Source organism: Aeromonas sp. S11(2024), assembly GCF_041402345.1.
In the GTDB taxonomy this organism is placed as follows: Bacteria; Pseudomonadota; Gammaproteobacteria; order Enterobacterales; family Aeromonadaceae; genus Aeromonas; species Aeromonas veronii.
This window is the reverse complement of the sequence record NZ_JBGLRC010000015.1, coordinates 1-24,059: the sequence shown is the minus strand read 5'-3', so window position 1 is coordinate 24,059 and position 24,059 is coordinate 1. Positions and strand designations below refer to the sequence as shown.

At 57.4% G+C, this 24,059-nt stretch carries 22 protein-coding genes; 11 read left to right on the top strand and 11 right to left on the bottom strand.

Going from position 1 to position 24,059, the window contains the following annotated elements; translation table 11 throughout:
- Nucleotides 1-23: 23 nt before the first annotated feature.
- Nucleotides 24-695 carry an NAD(P)H-dependent oxidoreductase gene (locus tag ACB040_RS13295; RefSeq protein ID WP_136501580.1) on the bottom strand — a complete coding sequence of 224 codons (672 nt, stop codon included), beginning with the start codon at nt 693-695 and terminating at the stop codon, nt 24-26.
- 143 nt (nt 696-838) lie between these two features.
- Nucleotides 839-2,017: an MFS transporter gene (locus ACB040_RS13290; RefSeq protein WP_204483780.1), complete on the bottom strand. Its 1,179-nt coding sequence runs from the start codon at nt 2,015-2,017 to the stop codon at nt 839-841.
- A 351-nt stretch (nt 2,018-2,368) separates the two neighbouring features.
- Here ACB040_RS13290 and ACB040_RS13285 point away from each other — a divergent pair, with 351 nt between their 5' ends.
- Nucleotides 2,369-3,379 carry an HAD family hydrolase gene (locus ACB040_RS13285; RefSeq protein ID WP_371155188.1) on the top strand — a complete coding sequence of 337 codons (1,011 nt, stop codon included), beginning with the start codon at nt 2,369-2,371 and terminating at the stop codon, nt 3,377-3,379.
- A 161-nt stretch (nt 3,380-3,540) separates the two neighbouring features.
- Here the strand turns inward: ACB040_RS13285 and dkgB are convergent, their stop codons facing one another.
- From dkgB to ACB040_RS13260, 5 genes are all read right to left on the bottom strand, one after another.
- A complete protein-coding gene (gene dkgB, locus ACB040_RS13280; protein ID WP_371155190.1) occupies nt 3,541-4,344 on the bottom strand; it encodes a 2,5-didehydrogluconate reductase DkgB in 804 nt (267 codons plus the stop codon).
- An 8-nt stretch (nt 4,345-4,352) separates the two neighbouring features.
- The gene (locus ACB040_RS13275) at nt 4,353-4,655 is read right to left on the bottom strand and encodes a putative quinol monooxygenase (protein ID WP_371155192.1); all 303 of its coding nucleotides are present in this window, start codon (nt 4,653-4,655) and stop codon (nt 4,353-4,355) included.
- 163 nt (nt 4,656-4,818) lie between these two features.
- A complete protein-coding gene (locus tag ACB040_RS13270; protein ID WP_139442589.1) occupies nt 4,819-6,150 on the bottom strand; it encodes a DUF4062 domain-containing protein in 1,332 nt (443 codons plus the stop codon).
- Between the two features lie 259 nt (nt 6,151-6,409).
- Nucleotides 6,410-6,772 (bottom strand): VOC family protein, encoded by a 363-nt coding sequence (locus tag ACB040_RS13265; RefSeq protein WP_371155194.1) that lies wholly within the window; start codon nt 6,770-6,772, stop codon nt 6,410-6,412.
- Entirely contained in the window at nt 6,759-7,157 is a 399-nt protein-coding gene (locus ACB040_RS13260; protein ID WP_371155196.1) for a DUF6404 family protein, read from the bottom strand. Before ACB040_RS13260 ends, ACB040_RS13265 begins: the two co-directional genes overlap by 14 nt.
- A gap of 194 nt (nt 7,158-7,351) precedes the next feature.
- Here ACB040_RS13260 and ACB040_RS13255 point away from each other — a divergent pair, with 194 nt between their 5' ends.
- Complete coding sequence (locus tag ACB040_RS13255; protein ID WP_107682356.1) at nt 7,352-8,254, top strand: LysR substrate-binding domain-containing protein; 903 nt, start codon at nt 7,352-7,354, stop codon at nt 8,252-8,254.
- A 171-nt stretch (nt 8,255-8,425) separates the two neighbouring features.
- On the opposite strand, the gene ACB040_RS13250 is transcribed toward ACB040_RS13255, so the two are convergent.
- The 4 genes from ACB040_RS13250 to ACB040_RS13235 all read right to left on the bottom strand — a co-directional run bounded on the left by ACB040_RS13250 (nt 8,426) and on the right by ACB040_RS13235 (nt 13,459).
- On the bottom strand, nt 8,426-8,659 hold the full coding sequence (locus tag ACB040_RS13250; protein WP_371155198.1) for a hypothetical protein: 234 nt from the start codon (nt 8,657-8,659) through the stop codon (nt 8,426-8,428).
- Between the two features lie 193 nt (nt 8,660-8,852).
- Nucleotides 8,853-10,829: a methyl-accepting chemotaxis protein gene (locus tag ACB040_RS13245; protein ID WP_371155200.1), complete on the bottom strand. Its 1,977-nt coding sequence runs from the start codon at nt 10,827-10,829 to the stop codon at nt 8,853-8,855.
- Nucleotides 10,830-11,053: 224 nt separating this feature from the next.
- Entirely contained in the window at nt 11,054-12,556 is a 1,503-nt protein-coding gene (glpK, locus tag ACB040_RS13240; protein WP_371155202.1) for a glycerol kinase GlpK, read from the bottom strand.
- A gap of 54 nt (nt 12,557-12,610) precedes the next feature.
- Nucleotides 12,611-13,459: an MIP/aquaporin family protein gene (locus ACB040_RS13235; protein WP_005350866.1), complete on the bottom strand. Its 849-nt coding sequence runs from the start codon at nt 13,457-13,459 to the stop codon at nt 12,611-12,613.
- A gap of 489 nt (nt 13,460-13,948) precedes the next feature.
- Here ACB040_RS13235 and glpT point away from each other — a divergent pair, with 489 nt between their 5' ends.
- From glpT to ACB040_RS13190, 9 genes are all read left to right on the top strand, one after another.
- Nucleotides 13,949-15,307 carry a glycerol-3-phosphate transporter gene (glpT, locus tag ACB040_RS13230; RefSeq protein WP_005337540.1) on the top strand — a complete coding sequence of 453 codons (1,359 nt, stop codon included), beginning with the start codon at nt 13,949-13,951 and terminating at the stop codon, nt 15,305-15,307.
- 102 nt (nt 15,308-15,409) lie between these two features.
- Complete coding sequence (locus ACB040_RS13225) at nt 15,410-16,168, top strand: DeoR/GlpR family transcriptional regulator (protein ID WP_005337538.1); 759 nt, start codon at nt 15,410-15,412, stop codon at nt 16,166-16,168.
- 317 nt (nt 16,169-16,485) lie between these two features.
- Entirely contained in the window at nt 16,486-17,973 is a 1,488-nt protein-coding gene (gene glpD, locus ACB040_RS13220) for a glycerol-3-phosphate dehydrogenase (protein WP_371155205.1), read from the top strand.
- Between the two features lie 106 nt (nt 17,974-18,079).
- Nucleotides 18,080-19,168 (top strand): glycerophosphodiester phosphodiesterase, encoded by a 1,089-nt coding sequence (gene glpQ / locus ACB040_RS13215; protein WP_129504254.1) that lies wholly within the window; start codon nt 18,080-18,082, stop codon nt 19,166-19,168.
- A gap of 218 nt (nt 19,169-19,386) precedes the next feature.
- Nucleotides 19,387-19,869: a serine protease inhibitor ecotin gene (gene eco, locus ACB040_RS13210; protein ID WP_005337529.1), complete on the top strand. Its 483-nt coding sequence runs from the start codon at nt 19,387-19,389 to the stop codon at nt 19,867-19,869.
- 298 nt (nt 19,870-20,167) lie between these two features.
- Nucleotides 20,168-20,539: a DUF413 domain-containing protein gene (locus ACB040_RS13205; protein ID WP_005350885.1), complete on the top strand. Its 372-nt coding sequence runs from the start codon at nt 20,168-20,170 to the stop codon at nt 20,537-20,539.
- Nucleotides 20,539-21,411, top strand: coding sequence for an HTH-type transcriptional regulator HdfR (gene hdfR / locus ACB040_RS13200; RefSeq protein WP_139406517.1), 873 nt, complete (start codon nt 20,539-20,541; stop codon nt 21,409-21,411). Before ACB040_RS13205 ends, hdfR begins: the two co-directional genes overlap by 1 nt.
- 175 nt (nt 21,412-21,586) lie before the next feature.
- Nucleotides 21,587-22,528, top strand: a complete 942-nt coding sequence (locus tag ACB040_RS13195) for a hypothetical protein (RefSeq protein WP_371155208.1) — start codon at nt 21,587-21,589, stop codon at nt 22,526-22,528.
- A 145-nt stretch (nt 22,529-22,673) separates the two neighbouring features.
- A complete protein-coding gene (locus tag ACB040_RS13190; protein ID WP_371155210.1) occupies nt 22,674-23,864 on the top strand; it encodes an amino acid aminotransferase in 1,191 nt (396 codons plus the stop codon).
- Nucleotides 23,865-24,059 lie beyond the last annotated feature (195 nt).

The following is a 24,059-nucleotide window of genomic DNA, read 5'->3' as shown; positions in this document are numbered from 1 at the left end:
GAGAGTGTCAGCTGCGTCAGCCGTTACTGGTAGCGGCCGACCGCGATGGGGGACTCCTGCTCAATCTGGCCAAGGCGCTCGGCCCACTGGGCGAGCCAGGCTTCCCGCTCTTCTTGCGAGACCCGCACCGGGGCATAGCAGATATGGGGGCGCAGCACGTCGAAGCCGACAAATTGCAGGATCCCGCGCTGGATGGGGCGCAGCACCCCGTCGATATCGCCGTTGAAGCCGTCGGGTAGATAGGTCTCGGCAGGGCCGCCGGTGGTGAGGCTCAGCAGTGCCCGCTTGCCGCGAAACTTGCCGCTCTCGTAGATATGGCCCTGACCGTAGACCCGCCCCATGGCAAAGACCCGATCCACCCACCCCTTGAGGATGGCGGGCAGGCCAAACCACCAGAGCGGGAACTGGAAGATCAGCAGATCGGCCGCCTCCAGTTTTTGCATCTCCTGCTCCAGCTGCGGGGCGAAGCTGCTCTGCTCGGTGGCAGCCAGCTCTTCGAGTTGCAGCTTGAGAAAATCGGGATCGCTGGCGGCAGTGAAGTTGCGCCGATCTGAGACGGGATCAAATCCCATGGCATAGAGATCGCTGGTCATCACAGTGTGGCCCGCCTGCTCCAGCGCCCTGATGGCGTGGCAGAAGAGGGCACCGTTGAAACTTTTGGGTTCGGGATGGGCATAGACGATAAGCACCTTCATAACAGACTCCATGGCAAATGATGCGAGGGTGACAGGCTTGGTTGCTAAAACAGTTGAGGGCTTGAGGCTGTGTCACAGCATAGAAGCCTGCCGCGCCGATTGCAGCAGGCGCCACGCCCTTGCGTGACGCCTGCTGGCGCAGCTTATGCCTGACAGGCGGCGAGCCGGAGGGCTTCGCGTCGCTCGCTGACATGGGTCAGCCCGTAGGCCAGCAGTACGATAAGGGCGCCGATCCAGGGGGTGTGCATCAGGCCGAGGTGCTCTACCACAAAACCACCGACCACAGATCCCAGCGCAATGCCGACGTTGAAGGCGGCAATATTGAGGCCCGATGCCACATCCACTGCCTTGGGGGTGTGCAGTTCGGCCTGCTTCACCACCAGCACCTGCAGACCCGGCACGTTGCCGAAGGCAAAGGCGCCCCACACCAGCACGGTGAGCACGGCCAGCACCGGATGGGGGGCGGTGAAGGTGAGGGCCAGCAGCACCAGCGCCAGACCGGCAAACAGCAGCTTCAGCGCGGGCAGGGGACCCATCTTGTCGGCCAGCTTGCCACCCCAGATATTGCCGACGGCAACCGATACCCCGTAGACCAGCAGGATCAGGCTCACCGCACCGGCGCTAAAGCCACTCACCTGCTGCAGGATGGGGGCGAGGAAGGTAAACGCCGTGAAGGCGCCGCCATAACCGAGGGCGGTCTTGGCGTAGACCAGCAGCAGCGGTTTTTTGGTCAGTACCGAGAGCTGTTCGCGGATGGTGGAGGCTGCCCCCTTGGGCAGGTTGCCCGGGATCAGCAGCAGGCTACCCACCATGGCGACGAGGCCGAGCAGGCTCACCACCAGAAAGGTTTCACGCCAGCCAAAGACCTGACCAATCCAGGTGCCGAGCGGTACGCCGGTCACCAGCGCCACGGTAAGGCCGCTGAACATGATGGCGATGGCGCTCGCCGCCTTCTCTTTGGCCACAAGACCTGTGGCGATGGTGCTGCCCACCGAGAAGAAGACCCCGTGGGCCAATCCGGTCAGGATGCGGGCCACAATCAGGCTCTCGTAACCGGGGGCCTGCCAGGCCAGCAGGTTGCCGGCGGTAAAGAGTGCCATCAGCCCCACCAGCAACCACTTGCGCGGCACCTTGCCAGTCAGCGCCGTGAGCACGGGGGCACCGATGGCTACGCCAAGGGCATAGAGGCTGACCAACAGGCCCGCCGAGGGGAGCGAGACATTGAGCTGCTCGGCGATGGTGGGGATAAGCCCCACGATCACAAATTCGGTGGTGCCGATCGCAAAGGCACTCAGGGTAAGGGCAAATAACGCCAGTGGCATAACAACTCCTTGGTTAGGGACTCCCGACGGGAGAATGGCGCCAGTATGCCGATGGGTTTTGTTGGCAAAAATGACGGTGACAGCAAATTACTTTTGCCAAATAAGCAGCAATAAGGCTGAGTGGGAGGGGATTGTGCTGCCCGCAGCGTGAGCGCAACGCAGTGATCTGCCTCGCAGAACGGGATGAACGCTGCTCCTTTTCTGAGCTTGCTTAAGCTCCAGTACAAGCTGGCCGCCATAGGATTTTCCCTGTGAAACCCGTGTGTGTTGAACCCATGTGCGCCGGTGTTGTGATAGCCGTGCGCTTTCATCTACAGGCAATAGACAGGCAATATCCAGCTGACAGGTAACATGATGACATTGAATCGACTCTCCTCTCTTTTGCTGCTGTGCGGCGCCTTTGCGGTACAGGCTGGCCAGAGCGATCCCCTCTCTGCCTGGAATGACACGGCAGCCAAGCAGGCGATCACCCGCTGGGTAACCAATGCCACCGATCAGCAGCAGGCCACTTTTATTCCGCCAGAGAAGCGCCATGTGGTGTTTGACAATGACGGCACCCTCTGGCCGGAAGCGCCCATGACCTATCAGCTGCAGTATGCGATGGACGAGATCAAGCGCCTGGCGCCGGAACACTCGGAGTGGAAGGCCGACCCCATCGTCGCGGCAGTGCTGAACAACGACCTCAAGGCCGTTGCCAAATCGGGGGAGAAGGGGCTCGCCAAGCTGGTGGGACTGACCCACAGCGGCATGACTACCACCGAGTTTGCCGAGCGGGTCACTCGCTGGGTCAACAGCAGCAAGGATCCCCGTTTTGGCTGCCACTACGATCAGCTCGGGTATCTGCCGATGAAGCAGCTGCTGGGGTATCTGCGGGATAATGGCTTCCAGACCTGGATTGTCTCCGGCGGCGGCGTCGATTTTATGCGGGTGATGTCCGAGCAGATGTATGGCATCCCGCCCCAGCAGGTGATTGGCTCCTTTACCCTCGGCGAGTTTGCCCTGACCGGGGAGGGCAGCGAGATCCGCAAGACAATGAACGGCGCCTATTTCGATGACAGCAAGGCGAAACCGGCCGCCATTCACCTCTTTATGGGACAGCGTCCGGTCGGCGCCTTTGGCAACAGCGATGGCGACGTGCCCATGCTGCAATACACCTCGACCAACCCGGATTACCACACCTTCGGCCTGCTGGTGCACCACACCGATGCCAAGCGCGAATACGCCTACGACAGTCATCCGCCTGCCAGCGGCAAGCTGATCGACGGGCTGGCACAGGCAAAAGCGCGGGGCTGGGTGGTGGTCGATATGAAATCAGACTGGAAGCAAGTGTTCGATCCCGCCCTTTGCCAGAACGCGCCCTGATTGCGGGGCTGTATCTGGCATCAATATGGCGACTGGACGTTCAGCAAGCGCGGCAAAGCGTGAGGCAAGAAAAGAGACAGGGAGAGCATGATGCTCTCCCTGTTTTATCTGGCTTGCTGGCGAGCCAGCCTTTCTTTCGCGTTAGTCTCACGCCTTTCGCGTCAGTCCCACGCGGGGGCAAAGTCGGGATTGGCGCAGCGCTCACCCCTATCCAGCGTGGCGATGGCGGCCATCTCCTCGCTACTCAAGGTGATATCGAGAGCGGCCAGATTGGCGGCCTGATTCTCCCGCTTGGTGGAGCTCGGGATCACTGTCATGTCCTGCGCCAGCAGCCAGGCCAGCGACACCTGCGCCGCCGATACCCCGTGGCGCTTGCCAATCTCCATCAGCAGCGGCTCGCTCAGCACCTTGCCATAGGCGAGCGGCATATAGGCGGTGACGGCGATACCCTGGGCTTTACAGAATTCGACCACCTTGCGGTTTTGCAGCAGGGGATGAACCTCGAGCTGCTGGTGAGCGATGGCCCCAGGCCCCAAAATGTCGATAGCCTGTTTGAGCTGGGCCACGGTGAAGTTGGAGACCCCGATCTCCCGGGTCAGGCCCCAGGCTTTGGCCTCAGCCAGCTGCTCCAGATAGACCGCCATCGGCACCTCATCCTTGGGGGAGGGCCAGTGGATCAGCGCCAGATCCAGATAGTCGGTGCCCAGTTTTTCCAGGCTCACCTCAAGGCTCGGGATCAGCTTGCCCGGGCCAAACTCGCTGGTCCACACCTTGGTGGTCAGGTAGATCTCGTGACGGGCAATGGCACTGCGGGTCAGCACGGCGCCGACCTCGGCTTCATTGTCATAGATCTGGGCGGTATCGATATGGCGATAGCCCAGCTCCAGACCGTTAGTCAGGGTGGCAAGCAGCGGCTCGCCCTTCAGGCGGAAGGTGCCCAGACCCATGGGTGGCATATTGATCATCTCGTTCCTCAATGGGGTGGTGGTTGGCCCTCGATGGGCTGAATGGTGCTGCTGGCAAACCAGGGTTCGGCCTTGGCGACAAATTCGGTAAAGTGGGGCTGACCCTGATGGGCGGTGAGGGGCGCTTCGCTCTCCCACACCTCGTAGAGCATCCAGCTGTGTGGATTGTCCAAGTCCTGATGCAGCTGATAGCGCTGGCAGCCCGCCTCTTGCAAGGTGGCCGCAATCAGCGGCTCAAGGGCGGCGCGAAACTGGGCGGCGAATTCGGGTTTGGCTTCAAGCTGGGCAATCACAATCACGGGTGATGACATCTGAACCTCCTTGGCAAAAACGAAGGGTCAGTATGCCTGCCGTGACTTGCAGGAAATAGGGCGCTGGTCGCAAAACAGTATTGAGGGGAGAGCAGCAATGATGTTAAGTAAATGACACCGATAAAATCGGCATCATTATTTGCTTGGAAACGAGTAAGGCACTTTAATCTTCTTTGGGCACATTGATTTTAATAATTTTAACCTCTGGTTGCTCCAGTTCCTCACAGATGACTTTTATTTCGATATCAAAAATACCTGATTTCATAGGGACAATAACATACTCATCATCAAACTTCATGTTTCTTGTATGTAGTAAATTCTTTATTTTTATTGTTAGTTTGTTTTCTGTGACGTTTGTGCTCCATGATTGATTTATTGGCGATATTTTTATTGGTTCATATATTTTAGGGAAGGTAGCCCCTAATACTCCAGAATATGGAGAGGTAGCATCCAGTATATCTCTAACATGCTTTGGAATTAACCCTCCGAAATTTAGGTCAGATTCTGCCAGCTCAATTGGGCTTGGATGTATAGGGTTTTGGGGTTCTTCTATCTTTTTGTTGCTATCAATGACAATCAAATCATTTGGGAAAATAATGTCAATGTACATGTTAGTTGCTTTTACATTTCCTAAATTGATGACATCAATAGTTAATGGAGATGAGAAGTTTTTGTGATTATAGAAAAAATTCATCTTTATATTATATAGTTCGAGTTCATCCTGACTGGGTAGACTATTGTTATAACCTTCGATATCAGCGCTCGAAATATAATCACGTAAGTAGTGTGGGACATCATCTAGAGATATTTTCGTTGGTAAAATGGTGTCAGTATATGGTTTAAACGGGCTATTGAATTCGATGTCATTTACTGATACGTCAATTTTTGGTGCTTTAGGCGATATTTTTGACTCAAGTTCTTTAATTTCCAATCTTAACTCTCTATTTTCTTTGCTTAAGTTAGCCACCTCTTTTGATAATGCTTCCTCTAATATGGCATTATTTCCTCTTGTCCACCCGATGCCAGGTTTTTGCATTATTTGTTTCATCAATGAAATAGAAACATTTTTGATTAGCTCGTCTTTTGTTTTCCAATATTGGGCCATTTTAGAGTTTCTAAGAACTGTTGCGCGGAAAGTATTGATTTCCGTTAGATTATCATCTCGTTTTTCTTTTGGTAAAGATACATTCTCATCCATAATAAAAGCAAGAATAGGAATGTTTTTCTCTAACGCATACTCATATTCCTTTTGGGTGAAGCTGATCATTTCAGTGGTTTTTGAACCATATCTAAGACCTAATATAAGTATGTAATAATCACTTACTTCAATTGTTCTTCTGATTATTTCCCATTGGTCTTCGTCTTCAGCGCTAAACATCTCCATGCCTATGGGTATATGGTACATTTCCAATATTGCTTTAATTATGGAGTCCCTTTCATCAATTAGATCAGTATAGGTGGAACTAATGAACACTTGATATTTAATTGCTGCCACGGCGTACCTTCCAATCACATTAGCTAAATGACTTTAGTCATTGATGCTCAAAAATTGTTAATAAGTTGAAATTTAAAAATTTATAACAAAGCGAATCAGTATACTTAAGAGCAGACAATTGTAATCTATCTGGCTACCTGACAGGAATCTTTAAGATTACAAAATATGTTTATTATCATTAATTTTTTTGCTTAAGAGAGATAATTGTTGGTTTGGAGAATGATGAGGGTGAAGGTTGCGGTGCTTCGCCCTCGAATCATCAGACTTTCTTTGGTTCTGCCCAAACTGCAAACTCATTGCCGCTTGGCTCAACGAAGTGGAAACGGCGGCCACCGGGGAAGTCGAAAAGAGGGCGGTTGATGGAGCCACAGTGTTGGCTCACCTTGGCTTGAGTCGCTTCAATATCGGCGCTGTAGAACACCAGCAGGGCGCCGCCCTGCGCACTCTGGCTGCACAGATCGGCGCGATAGAAGCCGCCATCCAGCCCTTCTCCCTCGAAGGCGCAATAATCGGGGCCATAATCGGCAAATTGCCAGCCAAATACGGCCTGAAAGAAGGCCTTGGTGGCGGCAAGATCTCTGGCTGCAAACTCCACATAGTTCAGTTTTTCATGGGCTTTCATTCAGTTCGTCTCCCTCATCATCAGCATCGGTGGGCTCAGCAAGTTGCTCCCACGGGGTCAGTTTAAGCTGCTTGCGCCGCAGCCAGAGCCAAGATGCCATAGTCAGGCCGCAGAATCCCGCAAACAGGGCTGTTTGGCGCAGGGCAAATAGCGGATCTATCCCCATGGGGTGCCAGCTGAAAAACCACATCGCCATGCCCCATACCAGACCAATGCCTACCCCGAATACCAGAACGTTGGTTAGCCAACCTTCATAGTGAGGCGGTTTGACGGGATAACCGAACCTGCGCAGCAGTCTGCACAGCGGTGGATTGTAGTTGGCATGCCATACCCCTTTGTTAGCCAGCTCCTGATGGGCGGCGGCCAGCCGCTCTTCAAATGTCATGGTATTCATCCTTGTGAAATAAGTGGTGCCATACGGTGCTTTTCAGGCTGCATTGTACTGACAAATCGCGGGCATGATGTGGGCTCGCGGTCACGTTCTTTCTCTGTAGAAAAAAGAACTGGCCTCAGCGCACGCTTGCCAATCCACAGCGGCTGCGCCTATAAAGGCCCATTACTCTTGTCCGGATAACAGCAATGAAGACCCATTCTGATGAACTGACCCTGTTTGTGGCGGTGGTGGAGGCGGGCAGTTTTCGCCAGGCGGCGGAGAACCTCGGCATGGACAACTCGGTGGTGAGCCGTGGCATCAAGCGGCTGGAGGAGAAGCTTTCCACCGTGCTGCTCAATCGCACCACCCGCCGAGTCAGTCTGACCGAGGAGGGGAGCTGGTTCTATCAGCGGGCGGTGAAGATCCTGACCGAGATGAGCGAGGCGGAGGGGCATCTGCTGATGCGCCGGGAACAACCCGAAGGGGTGTTGAGAGTCGATGCGGCCACCCCCTTTATCCTGCACCGGCTGGTGCCGATCATCGGCGAGTTTCGCCGCCGCTACCCTGCCATCGAGTTGCAGCTGCACAGCTCGGAGGGCTTTATCAATCTGATGGAGCGGCGGGTGGACATGGCCATCCGCATCGGTGAGCTGACCGACTCCTCCCTGCGCGCGCTGCCGCTGGGTCGTTCGCGGTTGCGGCTGCTGGCCTCTCCTGCTTACTTGAGCGAGCGCGGCACCCCGCGCCAACCGACGGATCTGCTGAGCGGTCACGAGCTGCTCGGCTTTTTGCATCCCGATCACCTCAACCACTGGCCGCTGCTCAGTGCCGAGCAGGGGGATCGCTTTGCCATCACCCCCAGTCTGCGTGCCAGCAGCGGCGAAACCTTGCGTCAGCTGGCGCTGGCGGGGCAGGGGATCGTCTGTCTGTCGGATTTCATGACCGGGCCGGATCGGGAGAGCGGCGCGCTGGTGGAGGTGCTGGCCCGCAGCAACAGTGGCGCCTCGCGCCCCATCAATGCTGTCTTCTACTCCGATGCCCAGCGGGATATCCGACTGCGGGTCTGGCTCGATTTTCTCAAAGAGCAGTTGGGCAGCCATACCCTGTAGTTCAGGTTGGTTTGTGCGGTTTGTTTGAACGGTTCGTCGCTGCGGTTTGCTTAACGAAAAACAAGCCGCTCATTCGTTGCGGCCAATCAGCATTAGCCAGGTGGCGGATAAACAGACGGCCGACTTGAGGGTCGGCCGCCGGTTCGGGAAGGTGTGTGAGGTGAAGCGCAGTTACCGTGGCAGTTTGCCCCATACCCGGCTGAGCAGGGCGCCGCCGATCACCGGCGAAATGGCCAGCAGCAGAGTCCACTGCCATGAGAGGCCGCCGACGGTGGCGGCCAGTACGATGCAGGTGAGCACCACCAGTTGGGCCACCATCATCAGGAAGGTGCCTTCGCGGGGGGTCAGTGTCTCTTTTTGAGTGGCGACGTGGGCTACGGGCGCTTGAGTGGTGGTCGGTTTCATGGCGATATCCCTCTGTTGAGTCTGATATCACTAAGCAATGGCCGTTCCACATTTTTTCATGTTAATTATCAATATTTTGCGAGTTTTGTCGTCATTCCCGTTTCGAGAGCGCAGGCAAAATGATTTGCAAAATGAAAACGCCACCCTGTGGTGGCGTCTTGGTTATTGAGAGGGAGAGAGGGAAGCGCCAGGCCTAGCCAATCCGGTATTGGCGGATCTGCTCGTCGATGGCCTTGGCCAGTTCGAACAGTTCGCGGCTGGCGGCATTGCTCTCCTGCGCGTGTTCCCGCTGGTGTTCGGCCACCATGGCCAGCTCGTCAAGCGCCGTTCTGGCTTGCCCCATCTGTTGATTCTGCGCCTGCGCCAGCGCGCTGATCTCGTTGATCTCGAGGGCGGTCTGGTTGATCTGGCTGGTGGCATCAACCAGCACCTCTCTGGCCTGATTCATCCGGTTGTATCCCTCTTCGCTCAGGTTGCGGGAGTCTGCCATCGAGCTGCTGGCCTGCCGCGTTCCCTCCTGCAGGCGCAAGATAAGATCCTGCACATCCTTGGTGGCGGTCTGGGTACGCACCGCCAGTTGGCGTACCTCGTCGGCCACCACCGCAAAGCCCCGTCCCATATCCCCCGCCCGGGCCGCTTCGATGGCCGCATTGAGGGCCAGCAGGTTGGTCTGGTTCGAGACATCGCGGATGAGGTTCATGATCTGGGTGATGTTGTTGCTGTCTTTCACCACTTCATCGAGCAGGGCTGAGGAGCTGCCGATGCTGCTGCGCAAGGTGTCGAGTTGCGCGGCGCTCTGGGTCACATCCTGCTCGATGCTGAGCATATGGTTGGCGATGCGTTGGGTTACGTCGTTGACCCCTTCAGAGCGGCTGGCGATCTGCTCGGCGTTGTCGCCGATGGTGGTGACCACAGTGGTCAGCTCCTGAATGCTCTGGGCCTGCTGGCACGCTTCTCCTGCCAGTGCCTGGGCCTGTTGCATGGATTGGGACGACTGGGCGGAGAGGGCGCTGCCTGACTGCTGGAAGCGGGAGAAGCTCTGGTTCAGGCTCTGGATCAGCCGATTGAAGCTTTGGGCCATCAGCCCCAGCTCCGACTCGTCAGAGAAGTCGAGGCGGGTTGCCAGATCCCGATCGGCAGTGATGTGGTGCATGCCATCGGCAGCCTGACGAATGGGGCGACTGATGGAGTGAGCCAGCCAGGCAGAGGCCAGCATGGCGATCCCGCCGATGGCGAGCGAGACCATGATAATGAGCTGGCGGGATTCCTGCAGGCCCTCTTCCAGCTCGGCGCTGTTGATCTCGCCAATCAGCAGCCGGTTGAGGGTGGGGATGTAACGCACCGCGATGAGGTAGGTTTGTCCCTCCAGCGTTAGCGCCTCTACGGCCACCTGTTCCCGGGCATTGGGAATAAGCCGCTTGACGGTATCGAGGAAGGATTGCTGGTGGTGGGCGGCCCCTTCCACCTCCTGCTCGGGGTGGATCTCGATATTGCCCTCCATATCCGCCAGATAGACCTGACCGCTCTTGCCGATCCGGTAGCCGCTGATGAGTTTGCTCAGGGCGCTCATGTCAATGGAGGTGCCTGCCACCGCCAGGGTCTTGCCCTCGTGGGTGACGGCGGTGTTGATATAGAGGGAGGCTCGCTTGTCGAAATCCGAGATGTCGAGGTTCAGCTCATAGGGTTTGCTGCGTTTGAGAAAGCCGAAAAACCACCCATCTTTCGGGTCTGATTCGCTCAGCGATTTCTGGGCGGTGGGGCCGCCGCTGAAGTTGATCAGGGTGTTGCTCTGGCGGGGGGCGATAAAGACGTTGCCGCCGATCCGCCGTTGCAGATCCTGAAAGTAACGCTCCATGGCGGGCCACTCTTGCTCTGGCATGCCAGCGGTCAGCCAGTCGATGACAAAACGGTTGCTGGCCAGCGCCTGCGCTTCGGTCAGGTGCTGGATAAGCTGGGCGGTCAGCTGGTTGGCAATGCGATCCACGCTGCTTGGCAGCTCGTAGCGTTCGACCCGCTGCTGGGCCTGACTGTGGGATATCTGCTCGAGGATCAAGGTGATGCAGCTGATAGCGATGGCCATCAGTATCGCCACGCCAGCGAGGATCCGGGTGCGGATCCCGAGCCCTGACCAGAGTGAGTGCAGTGTAAAACGGTGTATCGCCCTCTCCATATCGCTCTCCTCATAAATAAGGTCGCATATGCGACCCAGATGATGATTATAGATAGATAACTCAATTGTGTTGTGGCGGATGGTAACAACAGAGGGCGGCAGAAAAAGGGAGGGAGCAATTAGCGGGAAGGGGGCAGAAAGCGGCAAGGGAAAGCATAAAAAGAGAGGCCGACATAGCGGTCGGCCTCTTGGGTGTTTATCTCAACGGAATGTCGGGTGCCCGATCACTCCTCTTCAGCCCAACGGCGTGAACGCTCAACTGCTTTTTGCCAGCCGCTGTAACGTTTGGCGCGATCGTCTCTGTCCATCTGCGGGATGAACTCGCGGTCCACGCTGAACTTGTCTTCCAGCTCGTCCGAGCTCTTCCAGAAGCCGACTGCCAGACCTGCCAGGAAGGCGGCACCCATGGCGGTAGTCTCGATGCGGGTCGGACGTATCACCGGGGTGTGCATCATGTCAGCCTGGAACTGCATCAGGAAGTCGTTGGCTACGGCGCCGCCGTCTACCTTGAGGGCTGCCAGCTTGATGCCGGAGTCCTGCTGCATGGCATCCAGCACGTCGCGGCTCTGATAGGCGATGGATTCCAGCGCGGCGCGGATGATGTGGTTGCGGTTGGCACCACGGGTTAGACCAACCATGGTGCCGCGAGCATACGGATCCCAGTAGGGTGCGCCCAGACCGACGAAGGCCGGCACCAGATAGACGCCGTTGGTGTCACCCACCTTGGAGGCGAAGTAGTCAGTATCGCGGGCATCGTGAATGATCTTCAGCTCGTCACGCAGCCACTGGATGGTGGCGCCGCCCATAAATACCGCACCTTCCAGCGCGTAGTTCACTTCCCCTTTCGGGCCGATGGCAACGGTAGTCAGCAGGCCGTTGTTGGAGCGAACCGGCTCGGTACCGGTGTTCATCAGCATGAAGCAGCCGGTGCCGTAGGTGTTCTTGGCCATCCCTTTCTCAAAGCAGAGCTGGCCGAACAGGGCAGACTGCTGGTCACCGGCAATACCGGCGATGGGGATGCGGGAGCCGCCGCCACGGGTGGTGTAGCCGTACACTTCTGAAGAGGGTTTCACTTCCGGCAGCATGGACATGGGGATGCCCAGCTCGTCCAGCATCTTCTCGTCCCACTTCAGCTCGCGGATGTTGTAGAGCATGGTACGGGAGGCGTTGGTCGGGTCGGTGACGTGCACTTCGCCATTGGTCATTTTCCAGACCAGCCAGGTGTCGATGGTGCCGAACAGCAGTTCGCCGTTCATCGCCTTCTCGCGGGCACCTTCCACGTTGTCGAGGATCCACTTCACCTTGGTACCGGAGAAGTAGGCATCCAGCACCAGACCTGTGTTCTCGCGAACGTACTCTTCCAGACCGCGAGCTTTGAGCTCTTCGCAGATGGCGGCGGTGCGGCGGCACTGCCAGACGATGGCGTTGTAGATGGGCTTGCCGGTGGCCTTTTCCCAGACAACGGTGGTTTCACGCTGGTTGGTGATACCGATGGCGGCGATCTCTTCGCTGCGCAGGCCGGTCTTGGCCAGCACTTCGGTAAAGACGGAGGATTGGGTCGCCCAGATCTCCATCGGGTCGTGCTCTACCCAGCCCGCTTTCGGGTAGTGCTGGGTGAATTCGCGCTGGGAGGTACCGACAATGTTGGCATCCTGATCAAACACGATGGCGCGGGAAGAGGTGGTTCCCTGGTCCAGAGCGACGACATATTTCTTTTCAGCAGACATGATGTTCTCCACGTTTCTATTTTCCACGTTTTTATACGTTGGAGGGGGCCGCTCTTATGCGGCAGCCTCTTCTTTGGCGGTTTGGGTCGCTTGCTCGGTGGTGACGACACGGTTGCCCGGGACGCAGGGAGCCAGCACTTTGACATACAGAGCGGTACCAATCTGGGCGCCAACGATGGGGCCAAGGATCGGAACCCAGAAGTAGGGGTTGTCACGACCACCGGTCAGGGCAACATCACCCCAGCCAGCAAAGAACGCGAACAGTTTCGGACCAAAGTCACGGGCCGGGTTCATGGCAAAACCGGTTAACGGGCCAAGGGAGGCGCCGATCACCGCGATCAGGATACCGATCAGCAGAGCGGCTGCGAAACCTTTGGGAGCGCCGTTGTTGTTGTCACCCAGCGCCATGATGCCCAGCATCAGGACGGCGGTGATCACCAGCTCGACGGCAAAAGCTTGCATGTTGGTCAGCAGGGCATTGGGGTAGGTGGAGAAGATCCCGGCGGTGCCGAGGCTCTCGACGCTGCCGCGCACCACGTTATGGGTCACTTCCCACTGGGTGAAAAGGTTACCATAAAGGAAGTAGACAAGGGCCGCGAAGCAGAAGGCACCGGCCATCTGGGCGATGATGTAGGGAACCACCTTGCGCTTGTCGAAACCGCAGAAGGTCATCAGCGCCAGGGTTACAGCCGGGTTCAAGTGGGCACCTGAAATGCCGCCGGTCACATAGATGGCAATGGCCACACCCAGACCCCAGGTAATGGAAATTTCCCACTGCCCGAAGTTGGCGCCTGCCAGCACCAGTGCCGCCACACATCCGACGCCGAAAAATATCAGCAGGCCGGTTCCGATAAACTCGGCGATGCACTCGCCAAGCAGGGTATTGGGTCTTTGTATGCTCATACTTTTGTTCCTTATATCCACCCGTAGAGGTTTGATGTTCCGTTTTATCTTTTTGTGTCTATCCGTTGCCGCCGAAAACGTTTCCTTGTTGTTTTTGCGTCTTGCGCAAACGTTATGCTCGTTTGCGCTCGTTATCGGTCGTGACAGAAAATAACCCTTCCCAATAATTTCACCATCCCCCCTCCATAGGAAATGTGGACAAGATCCCACTCATTGCTAAGAAAATGTGACGTAAAGCATCTTGATAACCGCCATTTACCACTTAGGGGGTAGCTCGCAACCCTTGCCACACAAGGGCTGGCGCTTGCTGAGTGATTTCTCATTTGGAGCTTTTATTTGTAATAAAACTGCAATATTTGAGCATGCATCACAGATTAAATGAGCGTATATGAGCACAATAGGCTCGCTTACGAATTAGTGGACTCACATGATTCGTTGGAATGGTCAGGGCATCCTCAACCGCCCATAACAACAATAAGGAAGCAGAACATGCTTAGTCTCTTCAGGCCTGCGGCGCACATCGACAGGCTCCCGGCTGACAAGGTCGACCCCTTCTACAAACGCATGCGTTGGCAGGTGTTTTTCGGGATCTTCTTCGGTTACGCCGGCTACTATCTGGTACGGAAAAACTTCAGTCTGGCGATGCCCTATCTGATCGAGCAGGGCTTCTCCCGTGGTGATCTCGGTTTCGCGCTCTCCGGGGTCTCCATCGCTTACGGTTTGTCCAAGTTCCTGATGGGGAACGTCTCTGACCGTTCCAACGCCCGTTACTTCCTCTCCGCCGGTCTGCTGCTCTCGGCTGCCATCATGTTCATGATGGGTACCATGCACTGGGCCACCTCCAGCATTGCCATCATGTTTGTGCTGTTGTTCCTGAACGGCTGGGCACAGGGCATGGGCTGGCCGCCCTGCGGTCGCACCATGGTGCACTGGTGGTCACAGAAAGAGCGCGGCGAAGTGGTTGCGGTCTGGAACGTGGCGCACAACGTGGGCGGCGGCATGATTGGCCCGCTGTTTATCCTCGGGATGGGCTGGTTCAACGACTGGCGCAGCGCCTTCTATGTGCCTGCGGCAGCGGCGGCCGCCATCGCGGTGATCGCCTTCTTCGTGATGCGTGATACCCCGCAATCGGTCGGTCTGCCTCCCATCGAGGAGTACAAGAACGACTATCCGAAGGATTACAACGAGAGCCACGAGCAGGAGTTTTCCGCCAAGGAGATCTTCGTCAAGTACGTGCTGCACAACAAACTGCTGTGGTACATCGCGATCGCTAACGCCTTCGTTTACCTCATTCGTTACGGTGTGCTGGACTGGGCGCCAACCTACCTGAAAGAGGCCAAGCACTTCACCGTCGACAATTCTTCCTGGGCTTACTTCCTCTACGAGTGGGCCGGTATTCCGGGCACCCTGCTGTGTGGCTGGATCTCTGACAAGATGTTCCAGGGCCGCCGTGCCCCGGCCGGTATCCTGTTCATGGTGCTGGTGACCCTGGCTGTGCTGGTTTACTGGTTCAACCCGGCCGGCAATCCGACCATCGACATGATGGCGCTGGTAGCTATCGGCTTCCTGATCTACGGTCCTGTCATGCTGATCGGCCTCTATGCTCTTGAGCTGGCACCGAAGAAAGCAGCCGGTACTGCGGCAGGTTTCACCGGTCTGTTCGGTTATCTGGGCGGCGCCGTGGCAGCCAACGCCATGCTGGGTTATACCGTTGACCACTTTGGTTGGGATGGCGGCTTCATGGTGCTGACTGTCTCCTGCGTGCTCTCCATCATCCTGCTGGCGATGACCCTCAAGCATGAGAACATTGCCGTTGCGGCCAAGAAAGCGGCTGCCCATAAGGCATAAAACGTGATCCTCAGCTTATTGATCCCAAAGGGGATCAGGTAAACTGCCAAAAGGCCCCGCATCTGCCGGGGCCTTTTTTTGTCTCATCATCGGAGTGCAAGCGTGAAGCAAACCCAACGACATCTGGAGATCCTGGACGTCCTGACGCGGCAGGGATTTGTCTCGACCGACGATCTGGTGACCCACTTTGACGTCAGCCCCCAGACCATTCGCCGGGATCTGAACGATCTCGCCGAACAGAACAAGATCCGGCGCCATCATGGCGGTGCCTCCCTGCATTCGAGTACCGTCAATACCGCCTACAGCGCCCGTAAAGTGATGCAACTCAAGGAGAAAGAGCGCATCGCCCGCGAGGTAGCGGCCAATATTCCCGACGGCTCATCGCTCTTTATCGACATAGGCACCACCACCGAAGCTATTGCCCGCGCCCTGCTCGATCACCGTGAGCTGCGCATCGTCACCAACAACCTCAACGTGGCCAGCATCCTGACGGCAAAGGATGACTTCACCGTCATCATCGCCGGCGGCGAGATCCGCAACCGCGATGGCGGCATCGTGGGGGAGGCGACCCGCGACTTCATCGGTCAGTTTCGCATGGACTATGGTGTCATCGGGATTTCGGGGATCGACAACGACGGCTCCCTGCTCGATTTCGACTATCACGAGGTGAAGATCGCCCAGGCCATCATCGCCCACTCCCGTCAGGTGTTCCTGGCCGCCGACCACACCAAGTTCGGTCGCAATGCCATGGTCAATCTGGGCAATCTCAGCCAGATCCACGCCCTCTTTACCGATCAGGAGCCACCGGAAAAGCTGGCGCGATTGATGGCGCAACACCAGATTGCCTGCCACATCTGCTGACGGCGAAACACGTCAAGGCTGTGCCGGTCGCCCGTCAGGGCGGCCTCCTTTCTCTTTCTCTCCCCCATCCCTGCATCCATCTCACCCCTTTATAGGTATTGCCAAAACCACTATTCAATCTGGTTTTTTTGGCTATTAACTCGCCGATGCTGGCTCAACGCCATTTGCTCCGCTGACCTGTCCCCTTTGCCACCTCTGGCGGGCTGTGGCGATCACACTTTCACCATAAAATGTTCGTTTGTTGTATTTTCATGTTCTAAAATGAGCGAAATCAAACATTGCTGTTATAGCAATCATAAAAATGAAAGTAGGTGAACATGAGCGAACATTATGATCTGGTCGTCGTCGGTGGCGGCATCAACGGGGTCGGCATCGCAGCCGATGCGGCAGGACGGGGTCTGAAGGTTGCCCTGTTTGAGGCGCAAGATCTCGCCTCTGCCACCTCGTCCAACTCCAGCAAGCTGATCCACGGCGGTTTGCGCTATCTCGAGCATTACGAATTCCGGCTGGTGAAAGAGGCGCTGGCGGAGCGGGAGGTGCTGCTCGGTATGGCGCCTCACATCGCCCGTCCCATGCGTTTTCGCCTGCCGCACCGCCCGCACCTGCGTCCGGCCTGGATGATCCGAGCCGGTCTGTTCCTCTATGACAATCTGGCCAAGCGCGACAAGCTCAAGGGGAGCTGTGGCGTGCGCTTCCTGCCGCAAGATGGGTTGACAGCAGGGATCAACAAAGGGTTTGAATACTCGGATGCCTGGGTCGACGACGCCCGGCTGGTGGTACTCAACGCCATGATGGCCCGTGACAAGGGGGCCGATGTGCAGACCCGCACTCGCTGCATCAAGGCGGTGCGCGGATCCAAACACTGGACGCTCACTTTGGAGCGGGAAGGGGGCGAGCAGTTCACCGTCACCAGCCGTGGTCTGGTCAATGCGGCGGGCCCCTGGGTCAAGACCTTCTATGACGAGAGCCTGCACGAGAAATCCCCCCGCGGCATTCGCCTTATTAAAGGCAGTCACATGATAGTGCCGCGCATCCATGAGCGCGAAGAGGCCTATATCCTGCAAAACGAAGACAATCGCATCGTCTTCGTCATCCCTTATCAGCAGGACTACTCCCTTATCGGCACCACCGATGTGGAGCACCACGGCAGCCCGCGGGAAGCGAAGATCAGCGAGGCCGAAATTACCTACCTGTGCAAGGTGGTCAACGCCCACTTCATTCGCCAAATTGCGCCGAAAGATGTGATCTGGACCTATGCCGGGGTGCGCCCGCTCTGTGATGACGAGTCAGACTCGCCGCAGGCGGTGACCCGCGACTACACCCTCGAACTTTCTGGCGAGTCTGACGGTGCGCCGCTCTTGTCGGTGTTTGGCGGCAAGCTCACCACCTATCGCAAGCTGGCGCAGGCCGCCTGCAACAAGCTCAAGCCCTGGTTCAGCCAGATGGGGGATGACTGGACGGCGACCAGCCGTCTGCCCGGCGGCGAGTTTGACTGCTCGGTACGCGAGCTGGCCCGCGCCTTTGCGCTGGAGTTTGACTGGCTCGATGATCGCAGCGCCCTGCGCATTGCCGAGGCCTATGGCGCCCATGCCCGTCTCTGGCTAAAAGAGGATCGCGGCATTCACTTCGGTGGTGGCCTCTACGAGTCGGAAGTGCGCTATCTCATCGAGCGGGAGTGGGCCTGTTCACTGGACGATATTCTCTGGCGCCGCAGCAAGCTGGGGCTGCGCCTGAACGAGTCAGAGCAGCAGATGCTGCAGATCTGGCTCGACCAATACCATCAGGCTCTGCGCAAGGCGAGCTGATGAGTGACGGTGGGCAGTGCGTTGCTGCCCACCGCTTTCCACCGTAAATATGCAACAAACCTCTGATAGAACAATTACCTACACACAATAATAAAGAGCATCACATATGAAAAAACTTGCCGTTTCCCTCATCGCCTTGAGCCTTGGGGCATCCCTCTCATTACCCGTGTTGGCTGCCGATGAAGGCAAGGTGGTGATCGCCCACCGTGGCGCTTCCGGCTACCTGCCCGAGCATACCCTGGAGTCCAAGGCGCTGGCCTATGGCATGGGGGCTGACTATCTGGAGCAGGATCTGGTGATGACCAAGGATGACCAGCTGGTGGTGATGCACGATCACTTCCTCGATGGCATCACCGATGTGGCGGCGCGCTTCCCCGGTCGTGCCCGTCCGGACGGCCGTTACTATGTGGTGGATTTTACCCTGGACGAGGTGCGTTCCCTGCGTATGACCGAGCCGTTCCAGCTGGTGGATGGCAAGCAGGTGCCGGTCTATCCGGCCCGCTTCCCGCTCTGGAAGTCAGACTTCAAGATCCATACCTTCCAGGAGGAGATAGAGATGATCCAGGGGCTCAACAAGAGCACCGGCAAGAACATCGGCATCTACCCGGAGATCAAGGCGCCCTGGTTGTTCCGTCACGAAGGCAAGGATATCTCCAAGGCGGTGCTGAAGGTGCTCAAGGAGTACGGCTACACCGGGAAGGATGACAAGGTCTACCTGCAGTGCTTCGATGCCGATGAACTCAAGCGCATCAACAGCGAGCTGATGCCCGCCATGGGTATGGATCTGAAACTGGTGCAGCTGATGGCCGAGACCGACTGGAACGAGACCATGGTCTACGACGCCAAGGGCAAGGCGACCCCCTACAACTATGACTGGATGTTCAAGCCGGGTGCGATGAAAACCATCGCCAGCTATGCCGAAGGGATTGGCCCGTGGAAACCGATGATCGTCACCGAGCCGGGCACTTTGGGCAAACCGGTCTTCACCGGCATGGTAAAAGAAGCCCATGCAGCGGGCCTGAAAGTTCACCCCTATACCTTCCGTCAGGATGAGGGGCAGATCCCGGCCTATGCCAAGGACTTCACCGATCTGCTCAACATCTTCCTCTATCAAGCCGATGTGGACGGGGTGTTCAGCGACTTCCCCGACAAGGCGGTCGCCGTCATCAAGGCCTATGAAGGGGCGGCTAAATAACCGCCAGGCGCCATTTGAATGCAAAGCGAGGCCAATTGGCCTCGCTTTTTGTTTCAGGTTCCCGTAACGGGAGTGTGCGCCCTGTCAGAAAATAGCCAGATCACGTCATGGTGTGCCGGATCTGCATCATTTTACGCAGTTTTTACGTAGCAGATCGCTGGCATGAAATCGGCAGAGCGGTTAGTCTAGCGGCGTTGAACCAACCCCATGAGGTACAGATGAAAACCGTATTGCGTTTTAGCCTGCTGGGCGCCTTGTTGCTGGGTGGCCATGCCTTCGCCGCCGAGCCGAAAAAATTTGATATCAGCATGTTCCCAGCCGCTGACGTGAATCAGGAACGTGTGGTGATCCGCCTGCCTGAAGTCGAGAAAGAAGCCGACATGATGGTCGAGCTGCAGGTCGGCAAAAAGATGATGGTTGATTGCAACGTACCGCGTTTTGCAGGCAACCTGGAACAGCACAGCGTCAAAGGCTGGGGCTACAACTACCTGAAACTGGGCAAAGTCTCCGACCCCATCAGCACCCTGATGATGTGCCCGGATAACCAGCAGAAAGAGACCTTCGTCCAGATCTACGGTCAGGGCTTCTTCGTGAACTACAACTCAAAACTGCCGTTCGTGATCTACGTGCCGCAGGAGTATGAAGTGCGCTACCGTTTGTGGCGTGCCGACAACCTGGCCCAACCGGCCATGATTGAGTAAGCATGTTTGAACCAAAGGTTCAGCTGGTTCACCTGATGTGATAAATAAAGCGCCGTATGGCGCTTTATTTTTGCCTGCACAGTCCAAAAAGTGACGTGCAAATTGGCTGCACGTTTACATAAGTTTATTATTTATCAACGTTTTTTGTGTGTTATGCCACAAAATCGGCGTCAACGAAGGGGCAAAGTGACTTCGATAAAAGATATTTATTAACATAGTGAGAAAATTGATTTTGCACTCGGCGATGGCCTGATGATACTTGCCCGCAAAGGTCAAACTAACCAGAAAAAAGAGCACTATGAGCTTCGAATCAGACAAGCGTTTCAACGACTTCAAACATTTTCCCCGTGGCCTGCGTCGCAGTGGCGAATTCACTGTGGCCGAAGCGGACAGTCTGGAAAAGTATGGTACCGCCATGCTGGCACTCTACCAGGGCAACCTTGCACCCCGTGACGATGTCGAGTCCGCCTTCGTCGAACAGGTCAAATCCGGCGAAGCCGGTGCCAACCCCCATGCCAAGGTGTGGTTCAAGTACCTCAAGGTGATCGGTCCCAAGCGCGTTCATCGCCTCTGCACCGTCGTTGGCGGCGCCAGCGAAGAGAGCAGCGGTGGCGGCAGCTTTGATGTCGGTGGTGGCAGCGGCGGTGGCAGTGACGAGTCCATCGATTAATGGATACCGAGCTGCTTCGGACCTTTATCGAGGTGAGCAAGACCCGGCACTTTGGCCGGGCTGCTGAAAATCTCTACCTGACCCAGTCGGCGGTGAGTTTCCGGATCCGCCAGCTAGAGCAGCAACTGGGTGTCAGTCTGTTTGCCCGTCATCGCAACAATATCCGTCTGACCGCCTCCGGTGAGCGTCTGCTGCCCTACGCAGACGCCATCTTGCACACCCTTGGTCGTGCCAAGCAGGATGTGGCACTCTCGCCGGGATTCAGCCAGCAGTTGGCCATCGGCGCGCCCGCTGTGTTCTGGGAGCTCGATTTCAACGACTGGCTCAATCACATCTATGCGCTGGCGCCCGGTTTGGCGGTGCGGCTGGAAACAGCCTCCCGCGAGCACCTCTGCCGCCAGTTGCTGGAGCGCTCCCTCGATCTGGCCCTGCTCTCCGAGCCCACCAAGATCGACGAGATTGCCCTGCATCCCATCGGTGAGCTGGTGTTCGAGCTGGTGAGCCGGGATCCGGCCGCCAATGCCGACAACCTGATGCAGATGCCGCACATCCACCTCGACTGGGGCACCAGCTTCGAGCCGCAACCCAGCCGCTTGCAGAGCCTGCAAAAGACCCCGGTGCTGCACTCCAGCTCTGCCAGCATGGCGTTACAGTTTGTGTTGGCCAATGGTGGCGCTGCTTACCTGCCACGGCGGATGGTCAGCCCCTTCCTCGAGAAGGGGGCGTTGTATCTGGTTGAAGGGGGCCAGCCGCTGAGCCGTCCGCTCTATCTCGCCTATCTGGAGAAATCCGATCGCCGGGAGCTGATCGATCAGTTGCTGACCCTGCCACTGGGTTGGCACGACGCCGAGCTGCGTCTCAACGTCGAATAAGCGTCGAGTGTTATCCAAGAAAGAGCCCACCCCACGGTGGGCTCTTCTGTTTGGGGAAAATTGCAGGGAGCGAAGTCACGTAATTGGCGCGGGAGGCTTGGCGTCATCGGCCTGTAACGGTACCTTTTCAGGCTGTTTGTTTATCCGATTGAGCACTGACAGGGATGGATTGTAATTGATCGACTTTAGTCACCCCGAATGGCGGGCGCTGGCGCAGCAGTTGCTGAGCCACTCACCTGTGGTGATCCGTGGCCGCCAGTGGCAACCGCTGGTGGGCCTGCTCAAGGATAACCAGCTGCTGCTCGCCCATGGCAACCACAGCTATGAGCTCACCCCGGCCGGGCGGCGCTATCTCACCCGCGAGCTGATGCTGGCCGAGATCGCAACTGCCCCCCCCGAGCCCGAGGAGTGGTTGCATGCTCAGGGCTGGCAATTGGGGGAGCAGGTCAACGAACGGGTGCTGGCGGCGCTCTATCGCAAGAGCGAGGTGAACTTCACCCCCAATGAGCAGATCGATTTCGAGGACAAGGGGATCCGGCTCTGTGCCGATCAGCTGTTGCGCTTGCGCGCCGCCCAGCCATTCAGCCTCTTTTTCAGCGGCGGCACCCTGATCGATGCTGCCCCCTGGTTGCAGGCGCTGGGGGAGGTGGCGCTGCCCGAGCGCACCCTGGCGGGTCTTGGCAAGATCCTGTGGGGGGAGGGGAGTATCGAGCGGGTGATCACCACAGACAGCGTCGGCGCCTTTGCCGAGCTGCTTCTTGAACCCGGCACCTTGCTGGTGTGGGCCCCTCCATCGGCTCCTCTAGCCTTGCAGCAGGTAGTGGCCGCCTTGCCCCCCAATGTGTTGTGGAGTCATCTCACCGCTCTCGACCCTGCCGGGGTGGATCGGCTGCAGGCGCTGGCCCAGCGGCTGGGTCGTCCGGCCAGCTGGTGGTTGCCCCGTGATCTGGCCCCCATTCTCAGTGCGTATGCCCAGCCTTTGATTGAGGCTAGGCCCTGGGAGCCGAGCCGGATCCCCAAGCCATTGTTAGCAGTTTGTAGCGGTTTGGTTGAGTCCAATGGTGGCTTGTCGGCCGAGGTGTGTGCGCTGGCGCCAGCGTGGCATGCCGTTGGTTGAAATTGGCCTGAAAGCGAGCCAAAAAGCGGTTTTCCCCCATTGAACGCGGTGATATAAAGAGTTGACGAAGCGCTCGCCAGATGAGCGCTTTTGTTTATCAAGCCGCTTTGCCACCCAACGAACTCAACGGAATACAGGGAATACCATGTTTGAAAAGGTTGTTGCCGCCCCAGCGGATCCGATCCTGGGCCTGACCGAAGCCTTCCGCGCTGACTCTCGCAGCCACAAGATCAATCTGGGCGTAGGGATCTACAAGGACGAGTCCGGTGCCACCCCCATTCTTCACTGCGTCAAGAAAGCCGAGCAGAAGCTGCTGACCGACGAGAAGACCAAGAACTACCTCGGTATTGAAGGCAATATCGAATATGGCCGCATCGTGCAGCAACTGCTATTCGGGCAGCACTCTGCGCTGGTTGCCAGCGGCCGCGCCAAGACCGCGCAAGCGCCGGGCGGTACCGGTGCCCTGCGTATCGCGGCCGAATTCGTGGTGCGCAACGGTCTGGCCAAGACCATCTGGATCTCCGATCCCACCTGGGCCAACCACGTCAGCGTGTTCCAGGCCGCGGGCCTGACCGTCAAGTGGTACAAGTACTACGACGCAGCGACCAAGGGGCTCGACTTTGCCGCTATGCAGGCTTCGCTGGCCGAAGTGCAGCCGGGTGAGCTGGTGCTGCTGCACGGCTGCTGCCACAACCCGACCGGTATCGACCCCACTAGCGATCAGTTGCGCGCGCTGGCCAAGCAGAGTGCTGCCGCCGGCTGGTTGCCGTTGTTTGACTTCGCCTATCAGGGTTTTGCCCGTGGTATCGAAGAGGATGCCGAAGGTCTGCGGATTTTCGCCGAGTGCCATGACGAACTGTTGGTGGCGAGCTCTTTCTCCAAGAACTTCGGCCTCTACAACGAGCGGGTCGGCGCCTTCACGCTGGTCAGCGCGACCAAGGAGATCGCCGATGTGGCCTTCACTCAGGTCAAGACAGTGATCCGTGCCAACTACTCCAACCCGCCGTCACACGGCGCCGCTGTGGTCACCGCCGTGGTGAGCGATCCGGCTCTCTATGCCGAGTGGGTCGAAGAAGTGGCCGCTATGCGGGTGCGTATTCGCGAGATGCGCGAACTGCTGGTAGAGAAGTTGGCTGCCCTCGGCGTGAGCCAGGATTTCAGCTTTATCCGCGAGCAGAACGGCATGTTCTCCTTCTCCGGTCTCACCAAGGATCAGGTGGAGCGCCTCAAGAGCGAATTTGCCATCTACATCGTCGGCTCAGGCCGGATCAGCGTAGCCGGGATCACCCGCGCCAACATAGATCCCCTGTGCGAGGCCATTGCCAAGGTGCTGTAATCGCATCGCCTGGTGCTCTGGCACTATGCGGCACTATGCCATGAAAAAGCCCGTCACCTTGGTGACGGGCTTTTTTGATCGCCATGTCCCGTCCTGAATATGGTTTACACCTTTCCCCCCAATAAATGGAGAACCCGATGGGACAAGGTGTGAAACGGACACAGCGCGATTACTCGCTGACTTTTAAACTGGCAC

Bases quoted from the DNA above. Each gene is read 5' to 3' on its own strand.
- ACB040_RS13295 (WP_136501580.1), bottom strand. From the start codon at position 695: ATGAAGGTGCTTATCGTCTATGCCCATCCCGAACCCAAAAGTTTCAAC.
- ACB040_RS13290 (WP_204483780.1), bottom strand. From the start codon at position 2,017: ATGCCACTGGCGTTATTTGCCCTTACCCTGAGTGCCTTTGCGATCGGC.
- ACB040_RS13285 (WP_371155188.1), top strand. From the start codon at position 2,369: ATGATGACATTGAATCGACTCTCCTCTCTTTTGCTGCTGTGCGGCGCC.
- dkgB (WP_371155190.1), bottom strand. From the start codon at position 4,344: ATGATCAATATGCCACCCATGGGTCTGGGCACCTTCCGCCTGAAGGGC.
- ACB040_RS13275 (WP_371155192.1), bottom strand. From the start codon at position 4,655: ATGTCATCACCCGTGATTGTGATTGCCCAGCTTGAAGCCAAACCCGAA.
- ACB040_RS13265 (WP_371155194.1), bottom strand. From the start codon at position 6,772: ATGAAAGCCCATGAAAAACTGAACTATGTGGAGTTTGCAGCCAGAGAT.
- ACB040_RS13260 (WP_371155196.1), bottom strand. From the start codon at position 7,157: ATGACATTTGAAGAGCGGCTGGCCGCCGCCCATCAGGAGCTGGCTAAC.
- ACB040_RS13255 (WP_107682356.1), top strand. From the start codon at position 7,352: ATGAAGACCCATTCTGATGAACTGACCCTGTTTGTGGCGGTGGTGGAG.
- ACB040_RS13250 (WP_371155198.1), bottom strand. From the start codon at position 8,659: ATGAAACCGACCACCACTCAAGCGCCCGTAGCCCACGTCGCCACTCAA.
- ACB040_RS13245 (WP_371155200.1), bottom strand. From the start codon at position 10,829: ATGGAGAGGGCGATACACCGTTTTACACTGCACTCACTCTGGTCAGGG.
- glpK (WP_371155202.1), bottom strand. From the start codon at position 12,556: ATGTCTGCTGAAAAGAAATATGTCGTCGCTCTGGACCAGGGAACCACC.
- ACB040_RS13235 (WP_005350866.1), bottom strand. From the start codon at position 13,459: ATGAGCATACAAAGACCCAATACCCTGCTTGGCGAGTGCATCGCCGAG.
- glpT (WP_005337540.1), top strand. From the start codon at position 13,949: ATGCTTAGTCTCTTCAGGCCTGCGGCGCACATCGACAGGCTCCCGGCT.
- glpD (WP_371155205.1), top strand. From the start codon at position 16,486: ATGAGCGAACATTATGATCTGGTCGTCGTCGGTGGCGGCATCAACGGG.
- glpQ (WP_129504254.1), top strand. From the start codon at position 18,080: ATGAAAAAACTTGCCGTTTCCCTCATCGCCTTGAGCCTTGGGGCATCC.
- eco (WP_005337529.1), top strand. From the start codon at position 19,387: ATGAAAACCGTATTGCGTTTTAGCCTGCTGGGCGCCTTGTTGCTGGGT.
- ACB040_RS13205 (WP_005350885.1), top strand. From the start codon at position 20,168: ATGAGCTTCGAATCAGACAAGCGTTTCAACGACTTCAAACATTTTCCC.
- hdfR (WP_139406517.1), top strand. From the start codon at position 20,539: ATGGATACCGAGCTGCTTCGGACCTTTATCGAGGTGAGCAAGACCCGG.
- ACB040_RS13190 (WP_371155210.1), top strand. From the start codon at position 22,674: ATGTTTGAAAAGGTTGTTGCCGCCCCAGCGGATCCGATCCTGGGCCTG.